The following is a 19,477-nucleotide window of genomic DNA, read 5'->3' on the forward strand; positions in this document are numbered from 1 at the left end:
TAATATATTATTTTCCTAATATATCTTCGATAATTTTATCAATTCTTTCTTTTGTTGTATTCCAGGAAAATACAAATCTTCCACCACCTAAACCAATAAAACTATAAAATAGCCATTTCTTAGTTCTTAATTTAGTTACCATATCCTCAGTCATTTCTACAAATACACTATTTGATTCTACGGGGAATTTTATACTTATATTATCAATCTCTTTTATTCTTTTTTCAAAATATTTAGCCATAGCATTTGCATGTTCTGCATTTTTTCTCCACAAATCATTTTCCAATAATCCAATCCACTGGGCTGAAATAAATCTCATTTTAGAAGCTAATTGCCCTGCTTGTTTACATCTATAGTCAAAATCTTCTGCTAAATCTTTATTAAAGAATATAACAACTTCACCCATAGCCATACCATTTTTTGTTCCTGAAAAGCATAATACATCAACTCCTACTTTCCAAGTAATATCAGCAGGTTTACAATCTAAACTAGCAACTGCATTGGCAAATCTTGCTCCATCCATTTGAATATACAGATTATATTTATTTGCAACTTCTTTTATAGCTTTTAACTCTTCTATTGTATAAACTGTACCTAATTCAGTCGATTGTGTTATAGATATAACTTTTGGCTTAGGATAATGAATATCATCTCTTTTTGTTGCAAAATGACTTATCTCTTCAGGAGTTAATTTTCCATTATTCGAATTACCCACAAGTAGTTTTGCTCCATTTGAAAAAAATTCTGGAGCACCACATTCATCTGTTTCTATATGTGCGACATCACTACAAATAATACTATGATAAGAGTTACATAAAGATGCCAAACTTAAAGAATTTGCAGCAGTTCCATTAAATACAAAAAAAACTTCACAATCTATTTCAAACAATTCTCTTAATTTATCTGCAGCATATTTTGTATAATAGTCATTTCCATAAGCTGGAGCATAATCATTATTTGATTCTATTATTTTTTCAAGTACTTCAGGACAAATTTGTGAATAATTGTCACTTGCAAATTGCTCTTCTATCTTTTCATACATATCTATCCTTTATCATTTACTATGATTAATTATATCATTATCAAAAAAGATTATTTTATTTATTACTGATAGAAAATAGACTTATTAATTAGCTACAAAAATTTTATTTTAACTTAAATACTAATTAAATTTTTAAAGTAATATAAATATTCATAATTTTAAGCTCACACAAAGTTAATAATGATTATCATATTGATTATAAATTACACATCAAAAAAGGAAAATTATGGAAGAGGTATTTTTAATATTAATTGCTTTATTTTCAGCATATTATTTTTATAAAAAAACATTCAAAAATAATGGTTGCAATTGTGGAAGTAAAGACTGTCCTTCTGAAAAAAAATGAATCTAATTGAAATAAAAAATCTGTATCATTCTTATGGTACAAAAATTATCTATGAAAATTTAAATTTAAATATTAAAGAGGGTTCGATATATGGAATTCTTGGGAAAAATGGTGTTGGAAAATCAACACTAATAAATATACTTATGGGATACATAACTCCCAAAAAAGGAAGATGTTTAATCTTTGGCGAAACTTCTCATAATCTATCAACTACAACAAAAGAAAAAATAGCTCTACTTCATGAGGGATTTGTTGCATATGATTATATGACAATTAAAGAGATTGAAGCTTTTTTTGCCCCATTTTATAAAAATTGGAATAAAAATATTTTTTATGAACTTGTAGATTTAATGAATTTAGATTATAAGCAAAAACTTTCTACTTTATCCTTTGGACAAAAATCTCAAGTTGTTTTAGGAACAATTTTCGCCCAAGATGCAAAACTATTGATTTTAGATGATTATTCAATGGGTTTAGATGCTGGATATAGAAGATTGTTTATTGATTATTTAAAAGATTATGTAAAAGATAAAAATAAAACTGTACTAATAACTTCTCATGTTATGGGTGATTTAGTTGGGCTTATTGATGAAATGGCAATTGTACAAAAAGGTGGTGTTATTCATCAAGATACAATGAATAATTTTATTAAAAACTTTAAATGCTATAGACTAAATAATGAAAAAATACCAGAATCAAAAGTACATAGAATAGAAGAATATAAAGGTGAAAAGAAACTGTATACCTTTGAAAACATAGAAGAACTTAAAGAAATTCAAACAGATTTTGAAGAAAAATTTTTGGGCTTTGTTGGAAAATATTGAAATGATTAAATCTATTATAAAAAAAGAATGGTTAAAAATTAGATTTATTGTCTTAACCTTATTTATAATCTCTATAGGCATAGTTACGAATTTTTGGCATAATTTGGATTTTTTATTTTCTACTGTTGAACCTGAATCTATGATGTGGTATCGATTTGCTACATTAGCACAAAAACCTTATGAATCTTTGTCTTATTTATTTTATTTTATTGGACTTTCAATCTCTATTTTTCAATTTATTCCAGAAAGAGTTAGAAATAGAATAAAAATTATAACTAATCTTCCAATATCAATGGTTAAATCTCTTTTTTTACACCTATTTATTGGTATTTTTTATATTTTTATTTTAAGTTCTATTGTTACAGTTGCTCTTTTATATATTATTTCAAACTATTACCCAGTTGAAATTTTATTGGTAGCTTTAAAAGATATATGTTTTTATTTTTTAGGTTCTATTATAATTTATTTAGGTGTTAGCAGTGCCATAATTGAAAAAAACTCTATAATTAGTATCATAAAACTTATATTTTCAATAGTTTTTATATTTGTATTTCATAAAACTATATTTTCAAACCTTGATTTAGTTTGGATATTAATAGCCATTGTGATGCTTTTTTCAGTTTTAGATAGCTTTTATACTATAAAAGAACAAAGATTAAAAAGCTTTATTTTTAAGTTTTTTTCTATAATTTCAATAGCTATTGTTAGTATCTTTTCATACAATCTTTATATAAAAAAATACAAACAAGATTTTAATAAATATTATATCTTTTATTCACCTATTTTAAAAGAGTTTGTTTACCAAAAAAATTTTGGTGAACATCAATTTGAATACGGTATAAAAGGTAAAAAAACTTTTGATATGAATACATATAAATCATATTTACCTTTTGTTTATTGGAGAGATTTAGACATACAAGGGAAATTACCTTTAAATATAGATGGAAAAGTTTATGATAAAAAAACAATCAAAGATTCAAGACTAAGTTTTTCTTATAACCCAACTTTATTAAAACCTCAAGAGGTTCAAATCTATCCACTTTTAAATCCAAAAAGTGATATCGGAATGATTAGGTTTCCAGAAGAGATGCTTTCATTTGAAAATAATACTATCAATATTTATGAACTTGACCATAACGAAAATGATGAATATGAAAATCCTAATCATAAACATTTAATAGAAGATTTAATTAACTTGCCACTTACAAAAAATATTAAATTTCCAATAAAAAATGTTTGGGGAAAACCTACAAATATGAAACCTTTTGACTTAGGATATTTTATTTTAGATTCGGATAATAAACTTTTTAGATTAAATAGATATGACGATATACTTTATTTAAATCAAATAAAGTATCCAGAAAATATAAATCTTAAATTTATAAAAATTAGTGAAAATAAAAAAAGAAATCTAGCAGGATATGCAATAGATGGCAATAGTAATTTTTATATTATTGATTATCAAACACTAAAATTCAAAAAAATAGAACTTAAAAATTTTGATTATAAAACAATGAAACTTCTATTTATAAAAAATCCAAAATATTATTTAGTCAGATACAACAACGACAATAATTATTATTCTGTTGTATTTGATAAAAATTTTAAAAAATTGGATGAAGAAGTTTTTGAATAAAAAGGAGTATAGAATGAATGCAAAAATGAGAACTTTGGCACACTTAAATAAAGGGCAAAAAGCCAAAATAACAAAGTTAAATGCAAAAGGAAAACTTTTACATAAACTTTTAGATATGGGTTTTGTAAATAAAGTTGAAATAGAAGTTATTAGAGAAGCTCCACTTTTTGATCCCATGGAATTAAAACTTCACAATTACCATTTAACAGTTAGAAAAAGTGAAGCTGAACTTATAGAAGTAGAGGAAAATTAATGAATAAAATAAAAGTAGCACTTGCTGGACAGCCAAATTGTGGTAAATCTACAATTTTTAACCTAGTAAGTGGAATAGAACAACATATTGCAAATTATCCAGGAGTAACAGTAGATAAAAAAACTGGTTTTTTTACTTATGAAGATAATAGAATTGAAATGGTTGATTTACCAGGTACATATTCTTTTAGTTCTTACTCTTTAGAGGAAAGGGTTGCAAAAGATTTTATAATAGATGAAAATCCAGATATTATTGTAAATGTAATAGATGCTTCTAACATAAAAAGAAATCTTTATTTAACTTTCCAACTATTAGAAATAGGTCTTCCTGTTGTAGTAATTTTAAACATGATGGATGTTGCAAAAAGAAGAGATATAGAAATTGATTCAAAAAAAATCTCACAAATGCTTAATTGCCCAGTTGTAGAAGCAAGTGGTGCAAAAGGTATAGGTGCTAAAGAGATAATGAAAAATATTGTTCATACGGCGTCTTTTAAGAATGAGTATGAAGAGTTTAAAATAAACTATGAAGAGCTTGAACCACATATAAAAAATATTGAAGACAAACTTGAAAAAATAGATTTAAATCAAAGTAAAAGATGGCTTGCCATAAAAGCTTTAGAGGGTGACCAACCTATTATAGATAGATTAAAAAATGAGTTTCCTGACTTAGAAGAGTTTTCTAAAACACAAATTGATACTTTCCATAAAAAATATGATAAAGATACAGTTTCTTTTTTAGCATCAGTTAGATATGACTCTGCTGATATAATCCACCATAAGGCTATTAATGAAAAACATAAAGGTGAACTAACCCTAACAGATAAAGTAGATAAAATAATTTTAAATAGATTCTTAGCTATTCCTATTTTAATATTTTTGATGTTTATGGTTTATCAAATATCAATTGTATGGGGTTATAAACTAACAGATTATACATGGCCAATTCTAGCAAGTATAAAAAATTTCGTAATAGATATAGCTCCCGAAGCAAACTTTACTGATGTCCCACTAATAACTGACTTTGCAGTATGGATGGTAAATAGTGCAAATGCCTTGATGAATTATATTCCAATTTTCTTTATCCTTTTTGCTTTAATTGCAATTATGGAAGATGTGGGGTATATGCCTCGTATGGCTTTTATCTTAGATAGAGTATTTAAAAGATTTGGTCTACATGGTCAATCAACTTTACCTTTAGTATTAGGTGGAGCAATGGTAGGAGGATGTGCAGTTCCTGGAGTAATGTCAACGAAAGGAATTGCGGATGAAAGAGCAAGAATGGCAACAATTTTTGCTGTTCCTTATATGAACTGCTTAGCAAAAGTTCCTTTCTATACTCTTATTCTAGGTGCTTTTTTTAAACCTGACATGGCTTTAATGATGTTTTTTATATCAACTATTACACTTTTTATTGCAATGATTGTATCAAAACTTATAACATCTACAATTTTAAAAACAAGAGAAACTGCTCCATTTTTAATGGAGCTTCCACCTTATCATATGCCAACATTCAAAGGTGTAATAATTAGATCATCACAAAGAGTTTGGTTATATATCAAAAAAGTTGTAACAATAGTACTCGCAGTTGCAATTATACTTTTTGCTATGCTTCAATTTCCAGGTTTAAGTGATGAAGCAAAAGCTAAATATGACGTAGATGCAAATAAAGCTTTAACTGCATTTGATAAAAAAGTAAAAAATTCAAAATATTATGAAGAAGTCGATACCAAAGAAGAAGTATCAGCACTATTAAATTTTTATGATGGATATAGAGCAAAAAAAATGTCAGGTTCTAGCTCTGTTGATGAAGACTATAAACAAATGAGTGCTTCAATGTATAAATATATTAAGACAGGGAAAGACAAAGATGCAAAACTTATCAATAGAGAACTAAGAAAATTATCTAAAAAAAGAAAAAGAATTCTAAGAAATATGAAAAATGACAAAGTTGAAAACTCTATCCTTGGTATGGCTGGAAGATCTATTGAACCATTAACTCAATATGCAGGCTTTGATTGGAAAATAAATGTTGCATTTTTAAGTTCTTTTGCTGCAAGAGAAAGTGCAGTAGCAACATTAGGAAGTTTATATGAAAACAATAAAGCAGATAACATGAGAGCTGAAGAAGCAATGGCACTAAATAGTGGTTATACTCCTCTACATGCCGTTGCGATTATTATTTTTATGGTTCTAACACCACCTTGTATTGCAACAATGATTGTTGTAAAAATGCAAACAAATAGCTACAAGTGGATGTTATTTGCAATATTTTTCCCAGTATTTTTAGGACTCATGATGTCATCTTTAGTATTTACGCTAGGGCTTAATTTTGCTTGGAGTGGACTTGATGCAATGACCTATTTTTATATAACAATAGTCGTGATTGCTCTATTCATAGGTTTATTCCCAAATAAAAATATAAATTGGAAGGGTGGATTAAAACCCAAAATTAATAAATAAATTCAATCTTAAAATAAAGGAGATAAAAGATGAAAAAAATTTTATTAGGTCTTGCATTTGTTGCAAGTTCAATGTTTGCTCATACAGCAATTATGAGTTGTTTTGATAATGGTGATGGAACAATTACTTGCGAAGGTGGTTTTTCCGATGGTAGTAGCGCAAGTGGTGTAAAATTTCATATTTTACAAGATGAAAAAATCATCTATAACGCAAAAATGAATGAAGATAGTGAGGTTACTTTTAAAAAACCTTCAGGAAGTTATACAGCTGTATTTGATTCAGGTGAAGGGCATCAAGTTCATGTAAAAGGTTCAGATATTACTGAATAGTTTTATCTTTTGTCAAATAGATAAAAATAATAATATTAAGTAAGCTTAAAATTATTATTTATCTACTTAGTAATTTAAGGAGAAGAAAATGAAGAAGACAATAATAGGATTAACAGTAGCAACAGTTTTGGCAACAAGTGCTTTAGCACATTTTCAAATGGTATATACACCAAATACAACCTTAGAAAAAGGGAAAACAATTGTGTTTAAACATGTATTTACCCACCCATTTGCAGATGAGCATACTATGGATATGGCAGGAGTAGAAGAGTTTTATGTAATCAATAAAGAAAAAAAGAAAGATTTAAAAGATACATTAAAACCAATTACTTGGAAAGGAAAACATAACTCAGGGAAAGCTTTTGAATCATCATATAAAGCTAGAAGAATGGGTGACCACATGTTTGTAATGGTACCAACACCATATTATGAAAAAGGTGAAGGGATATATATCCAGCAAATTACAAAAACAGTAATCAATGTAGCAGGTACTCCAACAGATTGGGATACAGAGTTAGGATTAAAAGCAGAGATTGTGCCATTAACAAAACCTTATTCAATCTGGGAACATGGAAGTTTTACAGGAATTGTAAAATCTAATGGAAAACCAGTACCATTTGCTGAAATAGAAGTAGAATATATAAATAATACACCAGATATGAAAAACAACGCCATGGGACCAAATAATATTGAAGCACCACAAGATTCCTTTGTAACAATAGGTATAAAAGCAAATAAAGATGGTGAATTTACTTTCTCAATTCCAAAAGCAGGTTTTTGGGGATTTTGTGCACTAGGGGCAGGTTCTGACAAAGAATACAAAGGTAAAGAGCTAAGTCAAGATGCTGTTATTTGGGTTGAAGCTAAACCTATGAAATAAAATCAATAAAAGAGAATTTTCTCTTTTATTGTTATATATCAATTTAAAAAAATAACGAAAATACTATTTAAAAAAAATATAGTAGAAATTACTATATAAATCTAAATAATAAGTGAAATTTAGATTCAAATCCTCATAAATAAAACTAATATTTCTATTTAATAATTTTTTAAAAAAGAAAATAATAAAATTTAATAAATGCTCTAAGAAAGGAGTTCAAAATGCAAATAGGAAATAATGTACAACAATATGATTCATCGGTATATGTAAATTTAAATAAATCGTTGGATAGAATTTCAGCAGGTACGCAAACATCTGCTGCTGAAAATCCAGCTGCATTAGCTATAGCAACAGAATTAAAAGCTGATAGTTCAGGTGTAGCACAAGCTGTTGAAAACACATCAAATGCAATTGCAGCTGTTCAAATTGGCGATCAAGCATTAGGTGAACAATCAGGTATATTAGACCAAATAAGAGGAAATCTTTTACAAGCATCAACAGATACAACTTCTGATGAAGGTAGACAAGCATTATTAAATGAAACACAAGATTTATTAAAAAGTCTAAATAATATTGCTAGTAGTACAAACTATAATGGTCAAACTCTACTACAAAATTCACAAAGTGATACATCGGGATCAGAAGTGTTACAATTTCAAGCTGGAGAAAGCTCTGAGGATTTAATTGATACAGATTCAGTTCAATCTAATACAGAAGGTCTTGGACTTGAAGATTTATTAAATCAAGATTCATCAACATTTGATGCATCAACAGCAAGAAGTTTTTTAGATACAATTGATTCTGCAATTGATACAGTAAATTCTTATAGATCAGATTTAGGTTCAACTCAAAATCAATTACAAAGTTCAATGAGTAGTTTAATGACTCAATACACTGAAACAACTAGTGCCACTTCAACTATTCAAGATGTTGATTATGCACAAGAGGTTGCAAATTTTAGTAAACAAAATATTTTAGCTCAAGTAGGTGCTTATGCAGCTGCGCAGTCTAATAATATTAATCAAAATGTTGTAAATAGATTATTAACATAATTAAACCTAAGTTTGAAACTTAGGTTTAAAAATTAATTGAATGACTAATTCTAACCTTTTTTATAGGTCTATTAGTTATTTTAAAATGTTTAACTCCATTGTATACAAAATAGTTTTTGTATCCAGTTAACATTTTTCTTTCTACTCTTTGAGGTCTATCATAACACTCAGTTTTTGTTTCATATCTATAATTTCTATTATTATATGAAGTAGGTTTATAATTGTTTCTTACTTCATGTGCAACTTTTGCACCTAATAATCCACCAACTATTTGTGCAGCAACTCTACCATTGCCTTTTCCAATTTGACTACCAAGTACTGCACCTGCCGCTGTACCAATCAAAGTATCTACACCTAAGCTATCATCATATCCTGAAGAGTAATATCTATTATCATAATTATCTCTTACTTTATATCTTACTTGTTCACAAACTTGATTAGGTACATTTTCATATACATATTCATAAATTGGTTCAGAATATGTAACCCTAGCAAAATCGTGATATCTATCACTTCCTGCATATGCTGCTGAAGCTAAAAGAACTCCAGCTAAAAAAGTTTTTTTCAAAATACTTGATATATTGTTTAATTTAATCATGATAAATCCTTTTAAACTGCTCTTATGTCAGTTATTATTTCATTGCTGAAATATATCCTGCAAGCGCTTTGATATCTGCATCAGATAATCTTGCTACTTGACCTTTCATTACACCTTTCATTGCTCCACCATATGAACCATCTTTATAACCATGTAAAGCTGCTTCAATTTTTGCTGCATCCCAACCTTTAATAATTTGAGATTTATTTAATGCTGATTTTTCTGCATTTGCACCATGACATGTTGCACATGCTTTAAATAATGTTGCACCATCTGCTGCGAAAAGAGATGTTACTCCTAAGATTGCCATTGCTGCTAAAGTTTTTGTTAGTTTCATTTTTTACTCCTTAATTTTTATATAAGAAGTATAAAATCTAATTGTGAATTGATTGTGAATGATAATATATTGTTATTTTAGTTTTCCAAATACTTTGTATTTTTCCCAATATATATCTAAGGCTTTTTTTAATTCTTTATCAGAAAGTTTTGTTTTCTTTTTTACTCCAAATCTATTTATAAAGGCTTGTGGCATAATAGTTGTATCGTGTGTTGGATTTTTTAAATATGTAGCCATTGCCCTTTTTACTTCTCTTTCACTACTATATTTAAGTAAATATCTATAAAAATATTTATCTATTGACACAGGTAGTTTATTGTGACATTTTAAACAATTGTTTTCATATACATCTGCAAAAAGTAAATTAAAAAAAACTGTAACTATTAATATGATTTTTACCATCGTATTTCCATTTTTGTGCCCTCGCCTAATTTTGAAATTACATCTATTTTAAAGTTATACTCTTTTGCGATAAGAGAAACAATATTTAAACCTATTCCAAATCCCCCTACACTATTATCAAATCTGACATATCTTTGAAAAAGATTTTCAATTTGTTCTTGAGACATACCTTTTCCTGTATCCTCAATACACATATGATTTTCAGATAAAGAAACTAGAATTTTTCCTTTAACTTTATTGTATTTTATTGCATTTGATAAAAAATTATCAATAAGTTTTGCTAACTTTTTCTTATCACAAAAAATAGTAATATCTTTTTTGATATCTAAGATAAACTCTATTTTTTTTACTTCGGCTAAAGTTTTAAAATACTCAACTCTTTGTTTTAATATTATGGATAAATCTAAAATTTCATTTTGAGATATAATTTTATTGTCTAAAGTTAAAAATGTTAAATCTTCATATATATTAGATATAGTTTTTGCTCCAATATCTATTCTTTTAATCTTTTTTGCTAACTTTTCATCAAGTGATGGAATATCTATCATCTCTACATTTGAGATTATAGCACTTACTGGCGTATTTAACTCATGGGTAGTATCTTTTATAAATCTATCTAAAAGATGTAAAGCATCTCTCATAGGTTTTAAAAAGATCTTTAAAAGAAAATATCCCAATAGAGTCATAAAGAAAAAAGCAATCAAAACAAATAAAGTAATCTCTTTTTCAAGTAAAACTAACCATTGTTCATCATCAGGAATCTCAAGCACCACATATTTTGCTCCTAAATAGTACGATTCAGGTTCTTCTATAAAGTGAATTTTCCCAGCTGAAGTATATGCTACATCATCCAAATGTACTTTATTTGATTCTAAAGTTGAAAAAATAAGCTTTCTATCACTATCATAAATAGCTGAATTAAACTTCTCATCCCTTGGATAATATTTATATTTATCAAAGTTAACATGTAAATCTTTTAGTCTAAATACAAAATCGTTTGCATACTCTTGCATTAAGATTCTCTTTTGTTGTAACATTAAATCTTTTTGAAATGAGAAATATAAAAATGAGATAAAAAATAAGATTACAATAGTAAAAAATGAGTATAAAGATAAAAACCCTAAAAGTGTTTTTTTCTCACTTTGAGTTAAATCTATATCCAAGCTTTTTAAGACTAACAATTCTATCTTTTCCTAAAACTTTTCTCAAGTTTTTTATATATGTACGTAAAGAGTTATCACTATATTGTTCATCATAATCCCAAACATAATCATAAATCCTATCATGAACTAAAAGTTCATCACTATTTTGTAAAAAAAACTTCAATAATTTTTGTTCTTTGAAGTTTAACTGCACAACTTCACCATCTTTTGTAAGTTCATTTGATGATGTATCAAATATAATATTTTCATCTATTTGAACTTTTGCTTCTTTATTTTTAGAAAATTCTCTTTTTACTATTGTTTGAACTCTTAACAATAACTCTTTTAATTCAAAGGGTTTTCTAATATAATCATCACAACCGCTATCAAAGCCCTCTTCTAATGAGTTCATAGAGTTTAGTGAAGTTATAAATATAGCAGGAGTAGTATTCCCCTCTTCTCTTATTTTTTTTAATAATTCAAAACCATTTAATAAAGGTACGTTTACATCTAATAAAAAAATATCAAATTTTTCTTCATATATAATCTCTTGGGCTTCTTCCCCATCATATACAGCTTTAACTTCAAAACCTTGTTCCTCAAAATAGTCAATAACTGTTTCACTAAGAGTTAAATCATCTTCCAAAAGCAAAAGTCTAGTTTTCATCTTATTTCTCTAACTTTTTTAGATTTTTTTTATATTTTTCTTTCTCTTGTGTATTCATTGTAGGAACTCTACTTTTTAACTCTTTATTAAATTTGTTAAGGTTTTTTTTCTCTACATAACCCATTATTTCAATTAGTTCTTGAGTACTCATCTCAGAATAATCTACAGCATATAAAGGAATAGTTAATATAAAAAATAAAAAAGTAGTTATAATTCTTTTCATCTTGGCTAGTCACTTTTAATAAATAATTTTTGTAATGATAACATAAAATTGTAGAAAAAAAGTAAATCGTCTCAAGTTTTATAATGAATAAATTTGATTTATAATAAAATCTTAAAAAAATAAAGAGAGAATATGAAAAAAGCTATTTTAATTTCAATTTTAAGTATTTTTGTTTTAGCTGGTTGTTTTGGACAAAGTAGTTCAGAACAAGAATGGACTTCATTAATATACCCAGACAAAAATAATACTAAAAGAAGTAAAAAACATGGTGTATTTAAAACAATAGAAGAGTGCAGAAAAAGCTCATTAGCAGAACTAAAAAATCTTAAGCTAGAAACAGTGGGAGATTATCAATGTGGAATGAACTGCAAATATCATGAAGGAATGAAAGTAGATATTTGTGAAAAATTGAGTAAATAAAATTGTCCAGACTAAAAGAGAAAATTGATCTAAAATATATATGGAGACTTTTATTAAAAAATAAAAAGAGCTTAATTTTAGGTCAATTTGTTACTATACTAGCTATTTTACTTAGCGTACCAATACCTTTAATGCTTCCTGCATTGGTGGATGAAGTATTATTAGATAAACCTGATTTTTTTGTTAATACTATTAATGATTATATAGGTATAGGAGATACTTTTTACTATATTGCTATAGTTACTATATCTGTAATCTTTCTAAGATTTATACATTTTATTACTATGGTAATAAATACAAAAATATTTACTTCAATCTCAAAATTTGTAACTTATAAAATAAGAGAAAAGTTACTTACTCATTTAAAAAATGTTTCAATGAATGAATATGAAAGTATAGGAAGTGGTGCAATTGCTGCAAACCTAATAACAGATGTAAATACTCTTGATAATTTTATTGTTACAAGTGCTAGTAAATTTATAGCTTCAATATTAACTTTAATTGCAGTTTCAATAGTAATGATTGCTATTCATCCAATTTTAGGATTAATGATTTTATTTATTCAGCCTATTATAATGATATTGTCAAAAAAGATCTCAAAACAAGTTGGAACTTTAAAAAAGATTGAAAACCAAGCAATTGAAGAGTTTCAAGATAATATTGGTGAATCATTAGAGTTATTTGGACAAATAAAAGCTAGTAACAAAGAGTCATACTTTTTTGATGATGCTATACAAAAAGCTGAAAAAATAAAAGAAACTTCAAATGACTATAGCTATAAAAGTGTCGCATATGAAAGGTTTTCTTTTACTATCTTTCTTATAGCTTTTGAAATATTAAGAGCTAGTGGACTTGTAATGGTTGCCTACTCTGACTTATCAATTGGTATGATGTTTGCAATGTTTGGGTATATCTGGTTTATCATGACTCCTGTACAAGATATTTTATCAATGCAATACTCTTATACAACTGCAAGTGCTGCAATAAAAAGAATAAATAAAATACTTGATTTATCAATAGAATATAGTGGTAGTGAAAAATTAGAAAAAAGTATTAATGGAATTAAAATAGAAATAGATAATTTAAACTTCTCATATAATGAAGATAAAATGATACTAAAAGATATCTCTTTAGAAATAAAAAATAAAGATAAAGTAGCTCTTATAGGAGCTAGTGGAAGTGGTAAAACTACACTTGCACAAATTATTGCAGGGTTTTATACAAAAAATCAGGGAAATATACAATACAATAATATAAGTATAGAAAACATTGATAAACATTCATTAAGAGAAAATATTTTTTTAGTTTTACAAATGCCTATTTTATTTAACAACACACTTAGATTTAATATTACTATGGGTAAAAATAATATTGAAGATGAAGAGATACTAAAAGCACTTGAAATAGCACAATTAAAAGATAGTGTTGATAATATGGCTGAGAGACTAGATACAATAGTAGGAAGACATGGTATCAGACTTAGTGGGGGACAAAGACAAAGACTATCAATAGCAAGAATGATAATTGCAAATCCAGCTATTGTTATTTTTGATGAGTCAACTTCTGCTTTGGATGTACACACAGAAGCAAAACTATTTAATGACCTAAAACCAATATTAGAAGATAAAACTGTAATTACAATTGCCCATAGACTAAGTACAGTAAAAAATGCAAATATGATTTACGTACTAGATGACGGTAAAATTGTCCAAAGAGGAACTCATCAAGAATTAGAAGATGAAGAGGGACACTATTTAGAGTTTATAAAAAATCAATTGATATAAAGGATTAAAAATCATTTACTATCTAACACTTGAAGATTTAAATAACAAGCATATATTAGAACATGAAATATATGCGAATATGAATGAAAATTACTATTGGACAGAAGACTGTTCTGTTGAGTTTTATATAAAAGCTGCAAGATGTGGATTTATCACAACATCATTTCATACAAAAAAGAATCAGTTTGTACTTTTACCTGAAATTCAATTTGAATATGCAGTTTTAGATTTCAAAGATATAAAAATCAATAAGAAGATAAAAAAACTATTAAATGCGAAGCAATATGAATTCAGTATAAATAATCGATTTGATGAAATTATTAATAACATAAATACTTATCATGAAGATTCTTGGCTAAAACCAGAGTATATTACAATACTTAAAAATATAAAAAATAATAAATTAGATAAAGATTTTAAGCTTATGACAGTTGAAGTGTGTGAAAAAGAAACAAAAAAGCTAATTTCAGGAGAAATTGGCTATAAAATTGGAAAAACGTACACATCTTTGACAGGATTTACAAATCGTGAAAAAAAATATAACAATTGGGGTAAATTACAACTTGTATTATTAAATGATTATTTAAATAATAATGGCTACAAGCTCTGGAATCTAGGTCATCCACAGCTTCAATACAAGATAGATTTGGGTGCAAAAATATATAATCGAAGTGATTTTTTAAATATGTGGAATCAGCATATTTAATAATCAAAAAGTTAAATTTTAATTATTTATTAAAATTTGATAAGATTTGTCTCAAAAATGTCTCATTTTTAAGTTTTATCATAACATAATGTGTTATAATCAAAATAAAAAAAGTGAGATATAACATGAGTAGTAATATTTTAACAATAGACTTAACTAAAGAGATGGAAAGATTTCTAAAAAGTAAATCAAAAGAATTTAACTTATCAGTTGAAGATACATTAAAAGAGATTTTAAATCAACAAATTGATAGTAGAATTGATTTAGGTAAAGGTTTTTATTACGATAAAGTATTAAAAAAAGTATTTGATAGAAAAAATCAAGATGTTGGTTTAACAAAAACTCAAATGTCTATATTTAATACTATATTAAAAAGTAGAGGAACTATAGTTGATGTTGATGTAATTAAGAAGAATGCATGGAAAGATAAAAATACTTCTATTTTTACATTAAGAAATATGATTAAACAAATTAGAGATAAAACTTATTATGGTCTAATTAAAAGTCACTCTAGTAGAGGTTATTCTGCTGGATTTTAATAGTAAAGTTAGCTAAAGCTAACTTTCTATTATTTTATAAATTCATTTCGGTTACCTTGTATTTTAAATACTTTTTCATTTTTTATTTTTTCCCATTCATCTACAGGGTCTAAATTATTCCATACTTCAAATATTTTTTTATCTTTTTTTGATATTTTCATTCCATATTCTTTTTCAAAATAAAAATAAACTCGTGCAATGTCACCTCTAATACTCTCTTTAGGTTCAGTAACTCGAAGTTTTTTATCTACTTCAAAATCTATATTTACTCCATAATTTCTTTTTTCACCTTCTAAAATACCATATCTAAAATTTGACCTATCTGCATTTAGTTCACCAATTGCAGGAACTAAATTATGTAAATCTGCTTCCATCCTTTTAAATTTTTTATTCACTTTAGAACAGCATCTTCTACCTTTATAATGTTTTCCACTTGTCTTCACGCAAGCTTCATCACCCTCTCTCCAGCAAGTAAACTGTCTACCAAAATTTTCTGCTGGTATTATATGTTCCCACTCTATTCTTCTTGCTCTGATATTTTTCTTACCACTTTTTGTATATTCATTTCTGGGGCTATATCCACAACTTTTTCTATCTATCATATTATTCTTATTTTTATAATTGTACTTACAAGAAGAGTAAAAAGTTATTTGATGTTCTGCGTATATTTTTTTTAATAGTTTTTTAGATTTTGAAAAACTATTTATTGTTTCGTTTCCACTATAACAAGTAGTACTAAGAATGAACAAACTTGTAATTATTGAGATTTTTTTTATTAACATAAGATTCCATTTTTTAATTTAAGCTTGGAATTTTATCTAATAAATTATTTTGTTAATAAAAGTACTTTATATTGGGGTTTAAAAGCATATATAAAAAAATTATTTTTTTATATTAATTAGTTTTTTCGAAATTTTCTCTATATTGAATAGCTGATATATCTGATGATTTTTTAAAAAACCTACTAAAATAAGCAACATCACTAAACCCTAATTCATAAGCAATCTCTTTTATTGTTAAAGTTGTATAACGAAGTAGTCTTTGTGCTTCAAATATAGTTTTAGAACGTATATCTTCTCCAGTAGATATTCCTGTATGTTTTTTTACTATCTCATTTAAAGATCTAGCTGAAACCTTTAGTTCTTTTGCATAATCACTAGGTTTTGCAATTTTAAATTTGTTTTCAACAATCAAAAAATTTAATTTTGAAAATGTATCTTCAAAACTTTTTTTATAATCTGTTTGAGGTATTGCTCTGTGGGCATTAATGATAAAACATTTTAAAAGATTTCCTAATACAGTCTCTTTAAAATCCAATTCACTTTTATTTTCATGAATTAAATCTTTCAATAATTTATTAGCTTTTTCAAAATACTCATCTTTTAATGCAACAAAATCATAATCAAAAACTTCAATCTTTTTTAAAAATTCTGAATTATCAAAAATATTTGGATAAAATCTAACTAATATACATTTGTAGTATTCCGAAACACTTTTTGGATGATGTATTTGTAAGGGAGAGAAAAAACATAATGAACCTTTAGTAAGAGTATGTTCTCTGAAATCTACTTCCATCGTACAAGTACCTTCTAAAATAATTAACATCTCATAAAAAGGGTGTCTATATATAGGTTGAGTAACTAAATTACCATTTTTTTCAGGATTATTTTCTATTTCAATAATAAAAAATGTATTCTCATCTGTATTATCTTTCATAGTAATCTCTTTATGAAAACCTACATTTTGACTCATCACTAACCTTTAATTAATTTTATCTTATAATAATTATAACTAAATATTAACTTTATAGTCAATTAAAGACTATCAAGTTAAAAATAAATACTGACTTACAAAAAGAAACAAATGAAAGTATTTTATGTTGTATTTAATTTATATTTGGGACTTCCTAACCATTATACTTGGCACAAGTTATGCCAAGTATGTTTTATTTATTAATATCGTAACTTACTGTTACTTCATCACCTGCAGTTATCGCGCCAAACATTACAGATGGAATTTCTAGTCCAAAGTCAGTCATTTTAACTTTGAAGCTACCTTTTACTTGATTTAGAGTTAAAATTTCAGGTTTTAATTCTGCTTTTTGCTCTTTATCTAAAACTTTAAATACACCTTTAATTAGACCTGCTTCAAAATCAACCTCATTTAGTTCAAATCTAATATAGTTTTCTCTATCAATTTTTAATGTTTCATAAGCTTTTTCATCAAGCCCTTCATCACCACTTTTTAAAGTATCAATTTTAACTGCTACATTAAGTTTAGTAATTTTTGAACCATCATCTTCAAAAACTGTATCTAGTGTTTGTGAAACCATCTCCCAATCATGTAAAGTAGATGTTCCATCAATTTTTATTGAACCATTTCCGAAAAGAAGTCCACTAACTAAAAACAATCCAATTAATAACTTTTTCATAATTAATCTCCTTAAAAGCTTAATGCTGCTGAAATCATTAAGCCATCAAATTTAACATTATCTTGTCCTGCATGAACATGATCTCTTTCTTGTTTGATGTATTCAATTTTCATCATTGCTGTTTTAGATAAGAACATACCTGCAGCAATTTGATATTGAGTTAATTTTGCATCTTGTGCAAGACCATCTTTTTCTAATTCTGCTTTTTCATATCTTGCAGCAACATAATATTTATCTGCACCAAATCTTTGAACAACTTCTGCTGAATAATGAAGCATTTCCATATCAATTGCATTTGCTAAAGGAACTGAAGATGCACCATATATTTGTTTACCATCTGCATACTCTACTAATCCAAAAAATTCAGTATCTTTATATTTGTAAAATACATTTGTCATAGTTGATGTTAAATCATTGTATCCTGCCATTGCATTCCATACTGCACCAAAACTATCTCTATCAGCAGGACTGTTATAAGTATTATCTATAGCATTAAATACTTTTCTTGGAACATTACCTGCTTTATCACCCATATACAATCTATTTTTTGTAGTATTATTTACTGTAAAAGCAGATTGAGATATTCTAAATCTTGTATCATCTGAGATTTGATTATCATAAGCTAGTTTTGCATAATATGAATATGCACCTTTACCATTTCCTGCTGTAACATCATCTGGGTTAACCTCACCATTTGATACCCCAGCTACAAAAAGTGTGTTTATAGAAGGCATTCTATATGTTAACTCAATAAATCCAGCTTGCATATATCCTTCTACACCCATATTGTTAATAAAAGGATTTCTCATTACATCTGCATTATCTGTTCTTCTAAAGTGATAATCACCATAGTTTAAATCATTTACCCCAACTTTGATAGTTGATTTGTCCATAAAACCTTTTGCAAAATCTTTAGATATCCAATCAAGATTATCCATTGTTGCATATCCACCTTTTACATACGTTTCGTGGTGGTGGTGAGAAGATAACATAGTTTCAAGTTTTACATTAAAACCACTCATAATTTTTGCATTTAAATCTAAGTTTGCAGTTGGTAATGCAAGTCCACTTTTAATATCAGATCCATAATTTTGATCTAATCCTTGATATGTAAAAGTTAAATCTACATCCCAATCTACTTCAACTCCATTAAATTCAGAAGTATCTTTAGGTGGTTCAAACTGATGTTGAATTCTATCTGCATTTGCTAGTGATGAACACACTGCAACAGATAAAATAATTTTTGCGAAAGTTTTCATTTCATATCCTTTAATTAATATTGACTTAATTTTAACAACTAATAAAAAAAATTAAAATGGATTTTTTGTAGTTTAGATTGGACTTTTTGACATTTTTTGAATGATTATTCAATTATTTATCATTTATTACTAAAAAACTCTAATA

The 19,477-nt window shown here is 26.7% G+C and carries 23 protein-coding genes; 12 read left to right on the forward strand and 11 right to left on the reverse strand.

The window, feature by feature from the left end; genetic code table 11:
* Positions 1 to 7 precede the first annotated feature (7 nt).
* Positions 8 to 1,042, reverse strand: coding sequence for a low specificity L-threonine aldolase (locus ACKU3H_RS12520; RefSeq protein ID WP_320034203.1), 1,035 nt, complete (start codon positions 1,040 to 1,042; stop codon positions 8 to 10).
* Between the two features lie 226 nt (positions 1,043 to 1,268).
* On the opposite strand from ACKU3H_RS12520, the gene ACKU3H_RS12525 reads away from it, so the two are divergent.
* The 8 genes from ACKU3H_RS12525 to ACKU3H_RS12560 all read left to right on the forward strand — a co-directional run bounded on the left by ACKU3H_RS12525 (position 1,269) and on the right by ACKU3H_RS12560 (position 8,824).
* Complete coding sequence (locus ACKU3H_RS12525; protein ID WP_320034204.1) at positions 1,269 to 1,388, forward strand: FeoB-associated Cys-rich membrane protein; 120 nt, start codon at positions 1,269 to 1,271, stop codon at positions 1,386 to 1,388.
* Positions 1,385 to 2,212 (forward strand): ABC transporter ATP-binding protein, encoded by an 828-nt coding sequence (locus tag ACKU3H_RS12530; RefSeq protein WP_320034205.1) that lies wholly within the window; start codon positions 1,385 to 1,387, stop codon positions 2,210 to 2,212. Before ACKU3H_RS12525 ends, ACKU3H_RS12530 begins: the two co-directional genes overlap by 4 nt.
* A 103-nt stretch (positions 2,213 to 2,315) precedes the next feature.
* Positions 2,316 to 3,848, forward strand: coding sequence for a DUF4857 domain-containing protein (locus ACKU3H_RS12535; RefSeq protein WP_320034206.1), 1,533 nt, complete (start codon positions 2,316 to 2,318; stop codon positions 3,846 to 3,848).
* 13 nt (positions 3,849 to 3,861) lie between these two features.
* Positions 3,862 to 4,101, forward strand: a complete 240-nt coding sequence (locus tag ACKU3H_RS12540) for a FeoA family protein (RefSeq protein ID WP_320034207.1) — start codon at positions 3,862 to 3,864, stop codon at positions 4,099 to 4,101.
* Positions 4,101 to 6,563 (forward strand): ferrous iron transport protein B, encoded by a 2,463-nt coding sequence (feoB, locus tag ACKU3H_RS12545; protein WP_320034208.1) that lies wholly within the window; start codon positions 4,101 to 4,103, stop codon positions 6,561 to 6,563. The genes ACKU3H_RS12540 and feoB overlap by 1 nt, the downstream gene beginning before the upstream one ends.
* Positions 6,564 to 6,592: 29 nt before the next feature.
* Positions 6,593 to 6,892, forward strand: coding sequence for a hypothetical protein (locus tag ACKU3H_RS12550; RefSeq protein WP_320034209.1), 300 nt, complete (start codon positions 6,593 to 6,595; stop codon positions 6,890 to 6,892).
* A gap of 88 nt (positions 6,893 to 6,980) precedes the next feature.
* Positions 6,981 to 7,772: a DUF4198 domain-containing protein gene (locus ACKU3H_RS12555; protein WP_320034210.1), complete on the forward strand. Its 792-nt coding sequence runs from the start codon at positions 6,981 to 6,983 to the stop codon at positions 7,770 to 7,772.
* 221 nt (positions 7,773 to 7,993) lie between these two features.
* A complete protein-coding gene (locus ACKU3H_RS12560) occupies positions 7,994 to 8,824 on the forward strand; it encodes a flagellin (protein WP_320034211.1) in 831 nt (276 codons plus the stop codon).
* A 25-nt stretch (positions 8,825 to 8,849) separates the two neighbouring features.
* Here ACKU3H_RS12560 and ACKU3H_RS12565 read toward each other — a convergent pair whose 3' ends face one another.
* The 6 genes from ACKU3H_RS12565 to ACKU3H_RS12590 form a co-directional block, all read right to left on the reverse strand.
* The gene (locus ACKU3H_RS12565; RefSeq protein WP_320034212.1) at positions 8,850 to 9,422 is read right to left on the reverse strand and encodes a glycine zipper 2TM domain-containing protein; all 573 of its coding nucleotides are present in this window, start codon (positions 9,420 to 9,422) and stop codon (positions 8,850 to 8,852) included.
* 34 nt (positions 9,423 to 9,456) lie between these two features.
* Positions 9,457 to 9,759 carry a c-type cytochrome gene (locus tag ACKU3H_RS12570; RefSeq protein WP_320034213.1) on the reverse strand — a complete coding sequence of 101 codons (303 nt, stop codon included), beginning with the start codon at positions 9,757 to 9,759 and terminating at the stop codon, positions 9,457 to 9,459.
* A gap of 72 nt (positions 9,760 to 9,831) precedes the next feature.
* Positions 9,832 to 10,161 carry a hypothetical protein gene (locus tag ACKU3H_RS12575; protein ID WP_320034214.1) on the reverse strand — a complete coding sequence of 110 codons (330 nt, stop codon included), beginning with the start codon at positions 10,159 to 10,161 and terminating at the stop codon, positions 9,832 to 9,834.
* Positions 10,155 to 11,342: a HAMP domain-containing sensor histidine kinase gene (locus ACKU3H_RS12580; protein WP_320034215.1), complete on the reverse strand. Its 1,188-nt coding sequence runs from the start codon at positions 11,340 to 11,342 to the stop codon at positions 10,155 to 10,157. The genes ACKU3H_RS12575 and ACKU3H_RS12580 overlap by 7 nt, the downstream gene beginning before the upstream one ends.
* A complete protein-coding gene (locus tag ACKU3H_RS12585) occupies positions 11,299 to 11,970 on the reverse strand; it encodes a response regulator transcription factor (RefSeq protein WP_320034216.1) in 672 nt (223 codons plus the stop codon). The genes ACKU3H_RS12580 and ACKU3H_RS12585 overlap by 44 nt, the downstream gene beginning before the upstream one ends.
* 1 nt (position 11,971) lies before the next feature.
* Complete coding sequence (locus tag ACKU3H_RS12590) at positions 11,972 to 12,193, reverse strand: DUF1104 domain-containing protein (protein WP_320034217.1); 222 nt, start codon at positions 12,191 to 12,193, stop codon at positions 11,972 to 11,974.
* Between the two features lie 132 nt (positions 12,194 to 12,325).
* Here ACKU3H_RS12590 and ACKU3H_RS12595 point away from each other — a divergent pair, with 132 nt between their 5' ends.
* The 4 genes from ACKU3H_RS12595 to ACKU3H_RS12610 all read left to right on the forward strand — a co-directional run bounded on the left by ACKU3H_RS12595 (position 12,326) and on the right by ACKU3H_RS12610 (position 15,642).
* Complete coding sequence (locus ACKU3H_RS12595; RefSeq protein ID WP_320034218.1) at positions 12,326 to 12,613, forward strand: hypothetical protein; 288 nt, start codon at positions 12,326 to 12,328, stop codon at positions 12,611 to 12,613.
* A gap of 2 nt (positions 12,614 to 12,615) precedes the next feature.
* Positions 12,616 to 14,397 (forward strand): ABC transporter ATP-binding protein, encoded by a 1,782-nt coding sequence (locus tag ACKU3H_RS12600; protein ID WP_320034219.1) that lies wholly within the window; start codon positions 12,616 to 12,618, stop codon positions 14,395 to 14,397.
* Between the two features lie 79 nt (positions 14,398 to 14,476).
* A complete protein-coding gene (locus ACKU3H_RS12605) occupies positions 14,477 to 15,103 on the forward strand; it encodes a hypothetical protein (RefSeq protein ID WP_320034220.1) in 627 nt (208 codons plus the stop codon).
* Positions 15,104 to 15,228: 125 nt separating this feature from the next.
* Complete coding sequence (locus tag ACKU3H_RS12610; RefSeq protein ID WP_320034221.1) at positions 15,229 to 15,642, forward strand: hypothetical protein; 414 nt, start codon at positions 15,229 to 15,231, stop codon at positions 15,640 to 15,642.
* A gap of 29 nt (positions 15,643 to 15,671) precedes the next feature.
* Here ACKU3H_RS12610 and ACKU3H_RS12615 read toward each other — a convergent pair whose 3' ends face one another.
* The 4 genes from ACKU3H_RS12615 to ACKU3H_RS12630 form a co-directional block, all read right to left on the reverse strand.
* Positions 15,672 to 16,424, reverse strand: coding sequence for an endonuclease (locus tag ACKU3H_RS12615; RefSeq protein WP_320034222.1), 753 nt, complete (start codon positions 16,422 to 16,424; stop codon positions 15,672 to 15,674).
* Between the two features lie 112 nt (positions 16,425 to 16,536).
* Positions 16,537 to 17,394: a helix-turn-helix domain-containing protein gene (locus tag ACKU3H_RS12620; protein ID WP_320034223.1), complete on the reverse strand. Its 858-nt coding sequence runs from the start codon at positions 17,392 to 17,394 to the stop codon at positions 16,537 to 16,539.
* Positions 17,395 to 17,587: 193 nt separating this feature from the next.
* A complete protein-coding gene (locus ACKU3H_RS12625) occupies positions 17,588 to 18,073 on the reverse strand; it encodes a YceI family protein (RefSeq protein WP_320034224.1) in 486 nt (161 codons plus the stop codon).
* An 11-nt stretch (positions 18,074 to 18,084) separates the two neighbouring features.
* Positions 18,085 to 19,332, reverse strand: a complete 1,248-nt coding sequence (locus tag ACKU3H_RS12630; protein WP_320034225.1) for a hypothetical protein — start codon at positions 19,330 to 19,332, stop codon at positions 18,085 to 18,087.
* Positions 19,333 to 19,477: the final 145 nt, after the last annotated feature.

The organism is Halarcobacter sp. (assembly GCF_963675975.1).
GTDB lineage: Bacteria > Campylobacterota > Campylobacteria > Campylobacterales > Arcobacteraceae > Halarcobacter.